Below are 14,830 nucleotides of genomic sequence, written 5' to 3'. Positions count from 1 at the left end.
ACCAGCATTTTTGCCAATGTGATTCGATACATACCCATGTCCCGAGGACTACCATCAGCCCGGAAGTTGTCAATTGCGAGCTTCATCTAGCCGATGATTCGCGTCGTTTATGTGGCGCTGCACAAGGAACCATGCCACCGATGGATCATGAAGAAACCTTGTAGAGCTTCCAACGATGGCAAGGTCAACAGGGTCCTAAGAGGGAGTGTGGAATTTATGGGAGATATGCGGGTTATATTCAGTGAGTAGCTTAACGGCCTATATCGGGCTTTTCCTGGTCGCCTTCGGCGCGGCGACGATTTTGCCATTTCAGTCCGAACCGGTGCTCATCGGCTTGCTCGTTTCGGGTAAATTCTCCGTGCCGGGACTGCTCATCGTTGCAAGTGTCGGGAACATTCTGGGAGCAGTGTGTAACTGGGTTCTCGGCCGGTTCATTGATCTATTTCAGGACAGGGCTTGGTTTCCGGTGAAGAAGTCCTCGCTAGAAAGAGCCAGTGGTTGGTATCGGCGGTATGGCCGATGGTCGCTGCTGTTGTCCTGGATGCCCCTGTTCGGGGATGCGCTGACGGTGATAGCCGGAGTGTTGCGTGAGCCCCTGTGGTCCTTCGCAATTCTCGTGACAGTGGCAAAGACGGGCCGCTATCTCGTACTCGCGGCAGCAACCCTGAACACAACGGCAGCCCTCGGATTCTGAGCTTCCACGACCAGCGGGGAGGGAACATTCTTCTGTAAGGCGCGTTTGAGGGCGAAAGGAATTGCGCCTCCATGCCTCTTATGAAAACAGTTTACCGCTTGGTCCGAATTGTGGCCCTGTGCGTCATGGTGGTGAACCTCCACGGCGCGGCGGCGGCTGGCCAATTCAGCGCCAATTACAACTGCCCGTCGATCACCGAGCCGGGCCATGCCTATCCAATATCCGTTCATCATGCCGGTTGCTGCACCAATTTGCACTGCTGCCCGATTCTGGCAGAGCCGCCGTGCGCGGATGCGCACGTTGTCGGTCCTTCAGCTGCGACGCCTATCCTGAACGAACTCCTACCGTTCCTGCTCGTGCGTGCGTTCCACCCTCCACCCAAGCCCTAGTTCTCCTGAATCCGGAAAACACGCAATCTCACATAAACAGGAGAGTAAAATGAAAACCGTTCTCAAGAGCGCGGTCGCGGTCCTAGCCGTACCGGCGAGCCTTCTATCTACATCGATCAACGCTTCCGCTCAAACGGTGATGCCAGATGCCTGCAAATCGGAGATGTCTGCCAGCGGCGATATGAAGATGCCGGAAATGCCGATGGGCCAGATGGCCGAGCACCAGAAGGCGATGATGGAGGGCATGCAGCAGATGCGTCCTGCCATGATGCAGGGGATGATGGCCAAAGACCCTGACGTCTCCTTCGTCTGCGGAATGATCGCCCATCACATGGGCGCGATCAGCATGTCGGAGGTCGAGCTGAAATATGGTGACGACCAACAGGCAAAGGCGATGGCGGAGAAGATCATCGACGCGCAGAAAAAAGAAATCGAGGAGATGACCAGCTGGGTCAACGAACACGCCAAGTAACCGCTCAATTCCCGCGAAAGGACGAACATCATGCATCATCATCAACCACCGGAGATGAAAACCTGCATCGACAACTGCCTGGCGTGCTATCGGGAATGCCTGTCGACTGCGACGAACCACTGCCTGGAGATGGGTGGCAAGCACACCGAGCCGCTTCATTTCAGGCTTATGATGGCATGCGCAGAGATTTGCCGAACCTCGGCTCATTTCATGCTCATCGGTTCCGAACCCCATAGGCACGTCTGCCGTGAGCGCGCCGAAATCTGCACCCAGTGTACTGAATTGTGAGCGAGTTGGCGACATGCAAAGCTGCGTTGAAGTCTGCCGCAAGTGTGCTGACAGCTGCCTGAAAATGGCCGCCTAGAGCACAGCAGGGAGGGGTCCGGTGACCGGCACCCTCCCTGGTCTTCCTGCGTCCTATTATGGCTCTCTTCTCATTCGAACAAGGCCTTCAGTAGATGTCGTGTGAAACGTACGGATCACGTCCTTTGCCATCCGGTTGATGCACCAACGTGCATAGATCGGCCCGAACATCGCGCCGACGATCCTTCCTGCCGCCGAACTCGGATAATCGTAGTCGATGAACACAAGCAGTCGAGACGACTTGCCAGAGGGAGAAATCTCGAAGCCCATTCGATACGCTCCGATGACAAGAAGTTTCGGCCGTCCCCGTGTCTGCCATACCTTCCGATGCGGAGGTTGCCGCTCTATCACGACTTCTTCCACCGACAGGGTGCCGCCGAGGATTCTTCCCTCCATCCTGATGACCGAACCGACGGCGCGGCCTTGCGCCTCGTCGAACACGTAAGACATCCGCCCTCCGAGCATCATCATCGACGGTTTCTGCATGTGTGACCCAAGACGAGCCTGGTCGTCCAGGTAATCGAAGAGCGCTTCGGCGGACGCGGCAACGCTGACTACAGTTTGTGCCGAATGGGTGTAGGTCACCTTGGATCGTCCTCTCCCGCACCATGTTCGTGTTGATCATGGCGGTGACCACCGTGGCCGTGAAAAAGGTGCATCAAAGGACACGCCAACAGCAGCAGGTAGGTAGCCAGACCGAGAGCGTGCGCCCAGTGTTCCCGCAGCACGAAGAAGGCCACGATCACACCGAGGGATGCCACGAGCAATGTCCATTTGCGTTCCCACTTCATATCCGCACACCTCTCAATCTGAGTGCATTCCCGATCACGCTGACGGAGGACAGCGCCATGGCCGCTGCGGCGATGATCGGGGACAGGAGAAGCCCGAAAGCCGGATACAGGATGCCTGCCGCAACCGGCACCCCCGCCGCATTGTAGATGAAGGCGAAGAACAGGTTCTGCCGGATGTTCTTCATCGTGGCATGACTCAACTGCCGTGCCCGGACGATGCCCTGAAGGTCGCCCCTGAGCAGAGTTACCCCGGCGCTTTCAATGGCCACGTCCGTTCCCGTTCCCATCGCAATGCCGACATCGGCGGCGGCAAGGGCAGGGGCGTCGTTAACCCCGTCCCCGGCCATTGCGACGATCCGGCCTTCCTTGCGCAGGCGTGCGACGATCTCGCTTTTGTGCTGCGGCAGGATTTCCGCCTCGACTTCCGTGATCCCCAGCTTCCGTGCGACAGCATTGGCGGTCGTCTGGTTGTCTCCCGTGAGCATGACGACCCGGACACTCTCCTTCAACAGCGCTTGGACAGCGGCAGGTGTCGTTGCCTTGATAGGATCAGAGATGGCGAAAAGACCGGCGACGCGACCGTCGATGGCGGTAAAGATCACGGTCGCCCCCTCACCACGAAGGGCTTCCGCCTTGTCGGTGAGGGACGAAACGTCCACGTTCTCCTCAGCCATTATGCGGTGGCTTCCGATAATAACCTTGCGGCCCTCGACTGTCCCGGTAACCCCCTTGCCGACGGGGCTGTCGAAGTCTTCCGCAGTGCCGAGTGCCACACCGCGTTGGTTGGCGGCATCGACGATTGCGGCCGCGAGCGGATGCTCGCTCGCCCGCTCCAGGGTCGCGGCAACCCGCAACAGTTCGGGTTCGGTCAGCCCTTCCGTCGTCGCAATCGATGTGACCTTGGGCTTGCCTTCAGTGAGAGTCCCCGTCTTGTCGACCACCAGCGTGTCGATCTTCTCGAAGCGCTCCAGCGCTTCGGCATTCTTGATCAACACGCCAAGCTGTGCGCCCCGTCCTACGCCAACCATGATCGACATCGGAGTGGCAAGGCCAAGGGCGCACGGGCAGGCGATGATGAGCACCGCGACTGCGGCAACAAGCCCATGGGCGAAACGTGGCTCCGGTCCAAACGCCATCCATGTAGCGAATGCGATGACAGCGATTATGATGACGACGGGGACAAACCAGCCCGAGACTTCGTCCGCCAGTCGCTGGATAGGGGCCCGTGAGCGTTGGGCGTCCGCGACCATGCGCACGATCTGCGACAGCATGGTATCGCGTCCCACTTTTCCGGCTTCCATGACGAAACCGCCCGTCTGGTTCATCGTGCCGCCTATGAGGGTGGCACCGACCTCCTTGGTGATGGGCATCGACTCTCCGGTGATCATCGATTCATCAATCGAGCTGCGACCTTCGACGAGCCTGCCATCGACCGGCACCTTCTCGCCAGGGCGAACCCGCAGCCGGTCACCAACCGCAACGGCCTCGAGCGCGATGTCTTCGTCGGTTTCATCGCTGCGGATGCGGCGGGCCGTCTTCGGAGCAAGGTCCAACAATGCGCGGATTGCACCTCCGGTCTGTTCGCGGGCTTGCAATTCCAGGACCTGTCCGAGCAGAACAAGCACCGTGATAACTGCTGCCGCCTCGAAATAGACCGCAACCGATCCTCCGCCGGACTGGAATGTGGCCGGGAAAAGGCCCGGTGCCACTGTTGCCACGACGCTGTAGACCCAAGCAACGCCCGTGCCCATCGCTATCAAGGTGAACATGTTGAGGTGCCGCGTGACGATTGACCGGCACGCCCGTTCGAAGAACGGAGCGCCTGCCCACAAGACCACAGGCGTTGCGAAGACAAGCTGCAGCCAGTTCGATGTTTGCGCACCGAGCAACATATGGAGGTTGGTGAGGTGGCCCCCCATCTCCAGGGCAAGTAGCGGCACCGTCAGAACCAGTCCGATCCAGAACCTGCGCCTCATGTCGAGCAGCTCGGGGCTCGGCCCGGTTTCTACTGTGACCACTTCCGGTTCCAGCGTCATCCCGCAGATCGGGCAGTTTCCAGGCCCTATTTGCCTTACCTGCGGGTGCATGGGGCAAGTGTAAATCACGCCTTCGGTTTGTGTAGTCATCGAACTTGCGGCACCATTCCCCGCCGCGGGACCCTCAGTTGCATGGTGGTGATGATGATCTTTGTGTTCATCCATTTGAATAAAACTCCTTGATGGTACGTCTCTATCGGGAAGCATAAGTTGCACTGGCTGGTCCAAGACATCGTGAGGAGCGGGACGCAGCTTAGACTCTGCGGGGCGACGCTCGACTTTGACTGCAAATGCTTAGCTTCCGTCTCGATAGGCGACGAATGACATCATCCCGGACGCCATGTGGTAGAGGTGATGGCAGTGGAGGGGCCAACGGCCGGGATTGTTCGCATCGAAGGCAGTGACAACACTTCCCATCGGCGGAACCAGAACGGTGTCCCGCACTGCGCCCTGAATCGTGTTGCCGTTGATACCGATTACCTGGAAATGATGACCGTGCAGATGCATCGGATGCGCCATCATTGACATGTTCTGCATGGCAACCTCGACCCTGTCGCCTTGCCTCACACTGAGACCATCGCCTCCGTTGATTTGCCAGGTGTAGCCCGCCATGTCGCCAGTCAGGGTGAGAGCGAAACGATGATCTGCGGGACGCGTTGGAAGGGGCTCGACGGGCCTCAGCTGCTTTTCGAGTCCCAGTCCGAGAACAGGTCCATTCGCCGATCCACGCGAAGCAATCTTGGCAATAACAGCCCTGGGCGAGGCGAGGATGATCCCGGTCCGCTCAAGTGATCCTTCGCGTAACGCGAGGATGGGATGGACTCCCCCAGCTTTGGGAAGTTCCAGTCGTATATCCAGGCGCTGGCCCATTGAAATCGGAAACTGATTTCCCGAAATCGGGTGGACAAGCTGTCCGTCGACCGCAACAAGACGCCCTGCAAGGCCCCCGGTGTCGATGGTGAACGCCGTCGCCGTCGCGCCGTTGATGATGCGTAGACGGACCAGACCGCCTTTCTCTGTCGGAACCACCTGTGGGTCTTCGAGCGTGCGATCATTGGCGAGATACGCGTCGTACTCGATGTCATTCAGGTCCATGGCTGCCATTCCTGGCATCGCCATACCGGACATATGTCCTCCGTGCATCCCGGCTGCCATGCCCTGCGTCATGGCACCATGGTTCATGGCCCGGCCGCCCTTGGAGCGGGAGCCTTTGAGCCTGGCGAGCAATTCCTCGGCGGGTGTGAACGAAAAGTCGTGCAGGAAAATGACGACTTCTTGCTCATCACGCCTCACGTCGTCGGCAGTTCTGACAATTAAGGGGGCGGCCAGCAAGTTTTGCTCCTGCAGCGTGTGAGCATGCATCCAGTGGGTCCCCCCGGCACCAACCGGAAACGTATAGCGACGGGCTTCGGCCGGACTTAAAAGTGCAGACGGATTGTCCGGCACGCCATCCATTGCCCAGGGAGGCGTCAGACCGTGCCAATGGATGAGCGTGGGGTCGCCGATATTATTGGAAAGGGTGACGTCAAATTGACTATTCGCTTCTAACGTGATGCCCGCTGTGCCGTCAGGTTGAACGAGCCCGAAAACGCTAGCGGCCTTCCCATTCACTTCGATTACCCGCTTCGCAATGGAAAGCGAACGGGCTCCGATGTTCGACAACGGTTGTAGTTTATTGGTTGTCACTTGCGGCCAGGCGCTCGTGGGAAACAATGCGGAAGCCGAACCAGCGACCGCTACACCCGTCACCAGTCTTCCTAAGAATTTACGACGATTCATCTCTTTGCCTCTTTTTCTCGTATCGGCCTTGCCGACGAAATGGTCGCCGCGTGGAGATCACAGGCAACCGACGATCATCCGCCGTAGGGCGGGAGTGATCAAATGAGGGATCGAGGAGGCGTGAGAGGGGGGCGACAGGTGAAGCCAATGAAGGACGGCTGCGGATCAAGGTATCGCTGAGCGGCGGAATCCAGGTGAAAAACAACAGGGTTCCAAACCGGAAGAATCACGTTGCACAGGCTGCATACGCTTTTGCAGCAAGCCTTCTGCTCGACAGGGTGGTGATCACCTTGTCCCGCTACGTCGCCCTTGGATGTTTCGATATGTTGAACTTGAGATAAGTCGTTATTGCAAGTGGGAGCAGCCTCGGCCATCGGCGCGACGAGGAACATAATTGCGACCAAAACGGCCAGCAATTCTCTCGCGCATCGTCGAATGGTTTGGCTTACAGCGAACATGTTTTCGCTCGGACCCTATTATCGTTACCAAGCACGATACCGTGCCGTTGCAAGAGTTGCGTTGACCTTGATCAAACGCGAGGACGTTTCCAACCCCGGAGGTTGAGGCTCCATGATGCTGGGATGGTCACAACTGGGAGGAACAGCCTCCGGGAAAATGGAGTGTAGCATGGGGCTGAATGCGAGTGTGACGAAACTATCCGTACTTGTGCTTCCAATAGCCGTTTTCGCCACGGTAATCTCCGTAGCAGCCGCCCAAACCGCCGCGCCTGGCAACGTTGTCCAAAGACAGGACGGCATGAAGGCGATGGCAAACGCCGCCAAAACCATCAACGCCATGTTCAGGGACTCGTCGCCATATGATGCAAAGACGTTCAAGGCAGCGGCCGAAACCGTCCGGGCTCATTCGGGAGCTGCTCTATCTGCGCTTTTCGAGGGCCCTGTCACAACGCCTGGCTCGAAAGCCGCCGCAAGCATCGAAACCGAGCGCCAACAGTTCGGCAAGCTGGCAAACGATCTTGGCATCTACGCGTCCGCGCTGTCTGTCGCGGCTGACCGAAATCCCCATGCTCTCGGTCCCGAAACGCGGATGCAGGGGAGCGAGACCATGATCGGCGGACCCTTGGCAAAGAAGATTGATGCTGCTCGGAGAGAGAACGCGGTCCCGAAGAAGGAGGAAGGTCCTCTCCACGCAGAACCAGAGTACAGTTGCTGCCGCAAAGCTGGTCGCAAGATAAATGACAAAGCCGAAACCGCCCTGAAGGTTCTCTTCTCCGAAGATAAGCCTGCCGACATGGAAGACCGACTTGTGAGTGAGATACAGGCTGTACGACAGGGTTGCGACAATCACCGCACCCGGAACCGGCAACCGCTTCAGAACGTGCTCCAAGTCGAGCATAGCGCCAAGAATAAGAGCGATACCGATTGAAATCAGCGGGAATCCGGCGACTGCACCAAGCTGTGCCTGGAAGACGAGAAAGAGGTTTGTTCCTGCAAGTGGTCCTCGAATCGAGAACAGCACGAGAGCGGCCACGACGAGGGCAGCCCCTACCGGCAGGGAAACACGCGAAGGCGCGTAACGCTTGCAGAGTTCCGGCTTGTAAAATCTCGCCGCAGCGAGGATCGCGCCGAACATCAAGCCATCCAGGCGGGTGTATGTCGGATAATATACGTCCCTGAGATAGACGGCGAAAGCATCTCTTAGCTTGTCGGCGTCAACAAGAACGCCGACCTGGCTTTCCCAAATCGTGTATCGAAGGATCATTCCCGCAATCACCATCGCCGCAGCGATTAGGAGCGTCCAGCCCATGCTAATGCGTCGATGCAAGAGCAATACCAGTAGCGGCAAAACCAGATAGAAATGCTCCTCGACACAAAGCGACCATGCCTGGGTAAACGCTCGGCCCACGCGCGGATCGAAGTCGAAATTCACAGTGAAGGTCGCGAAGCTCCAGACCGGTTGCATCGTCGGAGCGTCTCGAAGAACGGGGAAAATTGCGTAGAGGCCGAGGACAACGAAAAACGCCGGAAAAATACGAAAGGCACGGCGGAGATAGAAGGACTTCAGCCCCACGCCTCCGGTTCGTGAGACTTCCTTGAAGAGTTGCGTTCCGATCAGAAACCCGCTCAAAACAAAGAAAATATCGACCCCTAGCCATGCATAGGTACGAACGCCGACCAGCAGGGACGGTGTCGCCTCGACTGGGAGGTGCACCAGCATGACAAGCAGGATCGCCAATGATCGGAGAACATCGGGGCCAACCGCCCTTGATTGTACCGTCTCTGTCGTTTGAGACGAGAGACTTCGTGCTGATGGGAAATACGCAGAATCTGAATTGACAATAGTGTTCATTGTGACGATCCGTGGCTGTCTCTGAAAGGATTGGGACACGCCAAGGGACGTGTTGGTACAACCTAAGCTTTCTTTTTTCAGATCGAAACAGGCGGATTCATATCGATAAAATTAACCTAAATTTTTCGTAAATTTTGAAATGTCGCAAAAATCCTGCGCGAAGTTGCTAAATTGCCAGATAGGCAGTTGCGACCTCTTCCCTGAAATCCCTCTGGCGTGTCTATACCGGGTCACCTTTCTGGTTGTGCAGTTTGCGCCACCCGTATCGGGTCATCCCACCCGGCTTGTAGACCGACAGCGTCGTCGTCACGAGCAATACGACGAGGCCACCAGCGGCATGGACAACGAGCGAGCGCCTGAGACCGAGGAGATCGGCACTGGACAATGTCGTCTCAACCGCTACCGCCGCGACGTGGGCTATTCCCTCCATCTGGAGCAGCAAAACAATCACGGTCAGGAGGGTTAGGAGGAGTTTCGCCAGGACCCAATAGTGTCGGAACAAGCCCCATGTCGTGCCCAGAGACTGTGCGACGCCGATGAGCAAGGAGGCGGAAACCAAAGGAACAATGACAAAACGGGCGATCACCTCCATTGCGACATAGGCGCTCCGCGTCACCTGAGCATCCTGACTCGTGAGCCCTGCCACCGCGAGAGCGAGGAAGCCCGCGACCGCGCCGAGCGAGCCGACCGAGGAGACGATGTGCGCGACGAGAACGATCTTCCGGAGACCGGGTCTCATATTCATGGGCGATCACCTTTGTGGCGTTGTCTGGCTGCGTGTCGGCAGGCGACAGGTGGCGGCCAGGACCGTGAGGGCCGCCAATACCGGTGGCCATCAAAATGACGGCCAGCAAGACTATCACGCCGAGGAATATCCCAGAGATTTTCACCCATCGAGGCATGCCGGGGTAGGGGGTCGGATCAACCATCTTCGTGAGCCTCGCAGTTCGACAGTTGCCAACAGTGTACCTCGGAAGCACCGCTAGTGGTGTATGAGTGGGTGCTAAAATTGAACTACCAACTGCGACCATTCGGTGTAGAATTGTTGGATCAAGACGCGGATTGCTTCGGTTGGGGACATTTGATACCATCAAACAGTCAATAGCGTCCGTGATCAGCTTTACTGTCATGTCGATAGGGCCTGGTCGTACCGAGCCACGCCCACCAGACCAGTAGTGACTGGACCTATCCTCCGGCCTGCTGCAACGGCAACGACGTGGGCGGGGACTGCGACGCCATCCCCAGCCGGGTTGTCAGCAAAGGCCGCCGAGGGTTTTCGGTTATCCTTCAGCCTGGCGACCATCATCTCGCCACCAGAAGCCACAAGTTTTTCATTCCCTACGGGGACGAGATTCCGTCCGGAGACGGCAACTATCACATCTGCCTTCATCCGACCGAAGACAACCTGAACTGTTTTTTCGCGCCTCCAGAAAATGTCTGGCAGAATCCACCGCTTAGGCGGGCTTCTGTGCGCCAGATCGAAGAGCCGATCATTTCAGCGTGGCAACGCCGAATCGCGCCTTGATCGGGCACTCCGGCCGATCTTCTCCTTGCCAGTGGCTAGCGAGATATTGCGCTCCAGTTCGGCGACATGGTCCAGAGCCACAGCCCTGACGTCCGAGTTGGCTCTGGAACGGGAAGGCCGCGCCAAGGCGGACTTACGAGGCTCACTAGACAACGTTGGCGAGGCCGAACTTGGACGGCACGCCAGGCCCGATATCCTCTAGCGTGTCGGCGAAACCTTCGATGATCGGGCAGTCCGGCCGGTCGTCGCCGTGGCAGTGACTGACCAGATGCTTGAGCGTCTTTGTCATCGCGGCAATCGCCGCAGCCTTGCGCTCGAGTTCCGCGATGTGCTCAAGCGCGATCGCCTTGACGTCTGAACTTGCTCGAGAACGGTCCCGCCACAGCGCCAGCAACGCCTTCATTTGCTCGACCGAAAATCCGAGGTCACGGGCTCGGCGGATGAATTGCAGGGTATGGACGTCGTTGTCGCCATATGTGCGGTAACTCGACTCGGTACGGTGCGCAGGGGTGATCAATTTGATCTGCTCGTAGTAGCGGATCATCTTCGTCGAAACGCCTGACGCCTTGGATGCCTCACCGATGTTCATTGTGGTTCCTTCCGTCAATTTGGCTTGAAACGCCGTAGACGCAGCGCGTTGGCCAACACGAAGACGCTCGACAGGCCCATCGCGCCAGCGGCGAGGATCGGCGACAGCAGCGTGCCGTTCACCGGATAGAGGACTCCCGCAGCCACCGGAACGAGGCTGACGTTGTAGGCGAAGGCCCAGAACAGGTTCTGCCGGATGTTGCGGATTGTCGCCTTGCTGATGGCAATCGCCCGCGGCACTCCGTTAAGATCGCCCGACATCAGGACGACGTCGGCGCTCTCGATAGCGATGTCGGTTCCGGTTCCGACCGCGAGCCCGATGTCTGCTTCCGACAGGGCGGGCGCGTCGTTGATGCCATCACCAATGAAGGCCACCTTGCGCCCGCCGCTCCGCAGCGTGCGGACCGCTTCGATTTTGCCGTCAGGCAGGACTTCAGCGACGACCTCGTCGATGCCGAGTTGGCGGGCGATCGCCTGCGCAGTGCGCCGGTTGTCGCCCGTGATCATCGCGACCTTCAGGCCGAGCGCATGCAGAGCCTTGATTGCTTGTGGCGTCGTTTCCTTGATGGGATCGGACACGGCGATGATGGCGGCCAGTCTTCCGTCGATGGCGGCATAGAGCGGAGACTTGCCCTCATCGCCCAGGGCGGCAGCCTGGTGCGAGAACGATGAGATATCGATTCCGTTCTTAGTCATCGACCTGTCCGCGCCGACGAGTACCGTCCGACCGTCAATTCGACCGCTGACGCCATAGCCGGGGGCAGCCACGAAATCCAAGACTTCGAAGAGGGCTTGACCGTCGCCCCTAGCAGCTGCGACGAGGGCTTCGGCAATCGGATGTTCGGAGTGCGTCTCCAGGCTGGCCACAAGTCGCAGCGTTTCGGCGCGGTCGAAGCCAGCGCTGACAACGAAGTCTGTCAATTCCGGCTTGCCCTTGGTCAGCGTGCCGGTCTTGTCCAGTGCCACGACGTCGACATCGCGCAGGGTCTGGAGAGCTTCGCCCTTTTGGAAGAGGATGCCGAGTTCGGCCGCGCGGCCCGTGCCGACCATGATGGATGTCGGGGTCGCCAGGCCCATGGCGCAGGGGCAGGCGATGATCAGCACCGCCACGGCATTGACGAGAGCGAAGGTCAGCGCAGGCGAGGGGCCGAAGAGAAGCCATGCCACGAATGTCAGGGTGGCCGCCGCGATGACCGCCGGGACAAACCATCCCGTCACGCGGTCAACCAGCGCCTGGATCGGCAGCTTCGAGCCCTGCGCCGCCTCAACCATCTTGATGATCTGGGCGAGGAGCGTGTCCGAACCGATTTTCGTCGCCGCGAAGGTGAATGACCCGGTCTTGTTGATCGTGCCGCCGACCACCTCGTCGCCAGCGGATTTCTTAACCGGAAGGGGCTCGCCCGTGATCATGGACTCGTCCACGTAGGACGCGCCGCCGGTGACGCGGCCGTCGACCGGGACTTTCTCGCCGGGGCGGATGCGCACGATGTCGCCGAGGACAACGTCTTCGATTTCTATCTCGGCGAAGTCTTCGCCCCGCTTCACGTACGCAGTCTTCGCCTGAAGGCCGATGAGGTGCTTGATCGCCTGGCTGGTCTTGCCTTTGGCGCTCGCCTCGAGGTAGCGGCCGAGCAGGATCAGTGTGACGATAACGGCTGCCGCCTCGTAGTAGACGTTCGCGGTACCGGAAGGCAGCACACCCGGCAGGAATGTCGCGACGACCGAATAGCTCCAGGCGGCCGAGGTGCCGAGCACCACAAGGGAATTCATGTCGGGGGTCCAACGAAGCAGGTTGGGAACGCCCTTCGTGAAGAATCGGAGGCCAGGTCCGAACAGGATAATGGTGGTGAGCACAAACTGGATGACAAGATTGTTGCCCATGCCAATGTTCACCATGATCCAGTCATGGATGGCCGGAATGAAATGCGACCCCATCTCGAGGACGAACAGGGGAAGCGTTAGCGCGGCCGACAGGGCCAGCGACACTTTCAGGCGGTTGGCCTCGCGGTCTCGACGATCCTCGTTGTCGTCCGTGGAGCGGTCTGCCGTGATCCTGCGCACCTCATAGCCCGCGGTGCGCACGGCATCCTCCAGGGCAAGTGCGGAAGTCCCGGAGACAATACGGACGGTCGCCCTCTCGGTCGCGAGGTTGACCGAGGCGTCCTTTACACCCGGAACGGTTTTCAGAGCCTTCTCGACGCGGGAGACGCACGAGGCACAGGTCATGCCTTCGACGCCAAGTTCTCGCGTCTCGAGTTTCGGTTCATAGCCCGCCTTCGCGATGGCCTGAAGGACGGCTTCGGTCGGAACTGGCTCGCTATAGGTGACGGTGGCGCGCTCGGTCGCGAGATTGACGGTAGCCGAGGCTACGCCCGGCACTGCGGCGATGGCTTTCTCGACCCGCAGGACGCAGGACGCGCAGCTCATGCCCTCGATCCCGAAATCTGTCGGAATGGGCAGGGCTTTCGATGTTTCGATCTTCGGTATGGCAGTCATCGGGGTGATCCCTTTGCTAACTGCCCATATAGTTAGTCCTTCCAATGATGGGAAGGTCAAGGGGTGTCCTGAGGAAACGTCCGGCCGACTTTGGTGTCGACCTCGACGCGCCGCTGAGCGACCTCCCGATACAAGGCTTCGGAGGATATCCCGATGTCGTCGGCCAGTTGCTTCCACGCGCCCTTGGGTGGGAGCACGCCCTCGTTCCAGGCCAGCCACGCATCGAGCCTTGCTTTCACCGTCCTCAGAGACACGATCTCGGCCCGCTTTCGTGTCGCCTGTAGTTCGCGGGCGAGATGCACCGCCCAGAGGGTCGTGAAGGCTATGTCAGTCGCGAGCAGCCTTTTGATTTCCGCGACTGGAACGATCGACACGGTTACGGACGAAACCGACACAGCGTCACAGTGGTACGTGTCGGAATAGACCGACGCCTCGGCGAGGATGTGACCCGCCGTGCATCTCTGGAGCACCGTCGCGGCTCCATCGGCCTGGTGACGCACAAGATGTACCGTTCCCGACATCACCACGTAGAGACTGTGTATGGGGTCGCCTTGATGGAAAACCGATCCCCCCTGATCGAAGGATTTGGTGGATGCGGAAATGGAATTGAGACGGGCGACGAGATCGGACATGATCGTGATCATGTCATGGCTCCCATGGAACGCTCAAGCTGCACCTTCAACAGTCCGGAGATTGTCCCATGAAACTGCCTTTGTTGTTCGCCCTGACCTTGCTGGTGCCTGCGACCGCTGTCGCTGAGGAGGTCCATCACGGCCATGCCTCGCCCTATCGGGGTGAGGAGGCGCGGCCCATCAAGAGCCTGTCGGAGGCGGACGTCGCCGAACTACGCCGCGGCGGCGGGTGGGGGCTTGCCAAGACCGCCGAACTCAACGGTATGCCGGGGCCATCGCACGTCCTGAAAATGGGGAAGGAGCTGTCATTGGCTACCGGACAGGAAGAGCGGGTACGCAAGGTTTTCGATGATATGCGGCACGAGGCGGCGGCAGAAGGGATGCGGTACGTCTCGCTTGAGGAAGGCCTTGAAGAAAGGTTTCGCCATCGGCACGTCACGGCGACCGAGCTGCTGACGCTTTTGGCGACGATCGAGGAAAGCCGCGCGAGACTGCGTTTCGTCCACCTGTCGGCACACCTGATGCTGCTCGACATTCTGACACAGCCCCAGATCGAGACGTACAACAGGCTGCGCGGCTACAAAGTGCCCGGATAACGGCCGCCCCAGGGAAACAGCGACGGCCGGTGTGCCATGTCAACGTCTTGCGTACGACACCGGATATCCGGCGTCCTCGATCGCCTGGCCGATAAGGGCCGGGTCCAGCGTCGTTTCGACGGTCGCCTTCCTGGATGCAAGGTCTACGGTCGCGACGGC

General features: G+C 59.1%; 12 protein-coding genes and 3 pseudogenes. 6 read left to right on the top strand and 9 right to left on the bottom strand.

Translation table 11 applies throughout. The annotated features are described in order from the left end of the window. The first annotated feature begins 241 nt into the window (after positions 1-241). The 3 genes and pseudogenes from A3AY_RS0124450 (at position 242) to A3AY_RS40740 (ending at position 1,919) form a co-directional block, all read left to right on the top strand. Positions 242-694 carry a YqaA family protein gene (locus A3AY_RS0124450; RefSeq protein ID WP_018328316.1) on the top strand — a complete coding sequence of 151 codons (453 nt, stop codon included), beginning with the start codon at positions 242-244 and terminating at the stop codon, positions 692-694. 438 nt (positions 695-1,132) lie between these two features. Continuing rightward, positions 1,133-1,555 carry a CopM family metallochaperone gene (gene copM / locus A3AY_RS0124445; RefSeq protein ID WP_018328315.1) on the top strand — a complete coding sequence of 141 codons (423 nt, stop codon included), beginning with the start codon at positions 1,133-1,135 and terminating at the stop codon, positions 1,553-1,555. Positions 1,556-1,585: 30 nt separating this feature from the next. Continuing rightward, a pseudogene (locus A3AY_RS40740) lies at positions 1,586-1,919 on the top strand (four-helix bundle copper-binding protein). Between the two features lie 56 nt (positions 1,920-1,975). Here A3AY_RS40740 and A3AY_RS0124440 read toward each other — a convergent pair. From A3AY_RS0124440 to A3AY_RS0124425, 4 genes are all read right to left on the bottom strand, one after another. Next, the gene (locus A3AY_RS0124440; protein WP_018328314.1) at positions 1,976-2,503 is read right to left on the bottom strand and encodes an SRPBCC family protein; all 528 of its coding nucleotides are present in this window, start codon (positions 2,501-2,503) and stop codon (positions 1,976-1,978) included. Beyond that, positions 2,500-2,709: a DUF2933 domain-containing protein gene (locus A3AY_RS0124435; RefSeq protein ID WP_018328313.1), complete on the bottom strand. Its 210-nt coding sequence runs from the start codon at positions 2,707-2,709 to the stop codon at positions 2,500-2,502. Before A3AY_RS0124435 ends, A3AY_RS0124440 begins: the two co-directional genes overlap by 4 nt. Next, on the bottom strand, positions 2,706-4,835 hold the full coding sequence (locus tag A3AY_RS0124430) for a copper-transporting P-type ATPase (protein ID WP_040669199.1): 2,130 nt from the start codon (positions 4,833-4,835) through the stop codon (positions 2,706-2,708). Before A3AY_RS0124430 ends, A3AY_RS0124435 begins: the two co-directional genes overlap by 4 nt. 204 nt (positions 4,836-5,039) lie before the next feature. Then, positions 5,040-6,524, bottom strand: coding sequence for a multicopper oxidase family protein (locus A3AY_RS0124425; RefSeq protein WP_026203783.1), 1,485 nt, complete (start codon positions 6,522-6,524; stop codon positions 5,040-5,042). A gap of 570 nt (positions 6,525-7,094) precedes the next feature. On the opposite strand from A3AY_RS0124425, the pseudogene A3AY_RS41225 reads away from it, so the two are divergent. Continuing rightward, a pseudogene (locus A3AY_RS41225) lies at positions 7,095-7,481 on the top strand (cytochrome c); the annotation flags it as partial. On the opposite strand, the gene A3AY_RS36000 reads toward A3AY_RS41225, so the two are convergent. Both A3AY_RS36000 and A3AY_RS0124415 read right to left on the bottom strand, forming a co-directional pair. Beyond that, the gene (locus A3AY_RS36000) at positions 7,401-8,702 is read right to left on the bottom strand and encodes an acyltransferase family protein (protein ID WP_338053507.1); all 1,302 of its coding nucleotides are present in this window, start codon (positions 8,700-8,702) and stop codon (positions 7,401-7,403) included. The pseudogene A3AY_RS41225 and the gene A3AY_RS36000 overlap by 81 nt on opposite strands. Positions 8,703-9,054: 352 nt before the next feature. Next, positions 9,055-9,579 carry a hypothetical protein gene (locus A3AY_RS0124415; protein ID WP_018328309.1) on the bottom strand — a complete coding sequence of 175 codons (525 nt, stop codon included), beginning with the start codon at positions 9,577-9,579 and terminating at the stop codon, positions 9,055-9,057. A 383-nt stretch (positions 9,580-9,962) separates the two neighbouring features. Between A3AY_RS0124415 and A3AY_RS40730 the strand changes: the two are divergent. Beyond that, a pseudogene (locus tag A3AY_RS40730) lies at positions 9,963-10,269 on the top strand (hypothetical protein); the annotation flags it as partial. A gap of 235 nt (positions 10,270-10,504) precedes the next feature. Here A3AY_RS40730 and cueR read toward each other — a convergent pair. The 3 genes from cueR to A3AY_RS35990 are packed head-to-tail and all read right to left on the bottom strand — an operon-like array spanning position 10,505 to position 14,087. Then, entirely contained in the window at positions 10,505-10,948 is a 444-nt protein-coding gene (cueR, locus tag A3AY_RS0124405; protein WP_018328307.1) for a Cu(I)-responsive transcriptional regulator, read from the bottom strand. A gap of 14 nt (positions 10,949-10,962) precedes the next feature. Beyond that, complete coding sequence (locus A3AY_RS0124400) at positions 10,963-13,443, bottom strand: heavy metal translocating P-type ATPase (protein WP_018328306.1); 2,481 nt, start codon at positions 13,441-13,443, stop codon at positions 10,963-10,965. 56 nt (positions 13,444-13,499) lie between these two features. Further along, complete coding sequence (locus A3AY_RS35990; RefSeq protein WP_018328305.1) at positions 13,500-14,087, bottom strand: Crp/Fnr family transcriptional regulator; 588 nt, start codon at positions 14,085-14,087, stop codon at positions 13,500-13,502. Between the two features lie 56 nt (positions 14,088-14,143). Here A3AY_RS35990 and A3AY_RS0124390 point away from each other — a divergent pair, with 56 nt between their 5' ends. Further along, a complete protein-coding gene (locus A3AY_RS0124390; RefSeq protein ID WP_018328304.1) occupies positions 14,144-14,671 on the top strand; it encodes a hypothetical protein in 528 nt (175 codons plus the stop codon). The last annotated feature ends 159 nt before the right edge of the window (positions 14,672-14,830 follow it).

This window comes from Rhizobium giardinii bv. giardinii H152 (genome assembly GCF_000379605.1).
GTDB classification, from domain to species: Bacteria; Pseudomonadota; Alphaproteobacteria; order Rhizobiales; family Rhizobiaceae; genus Pararhizobium; species Pararhizobium giardinii.
The sequence above is the reverse complement of the archived record's forward strand: the minus strand, read 5'-3'. Positions and strand labels throughout refer to the sequence as shown.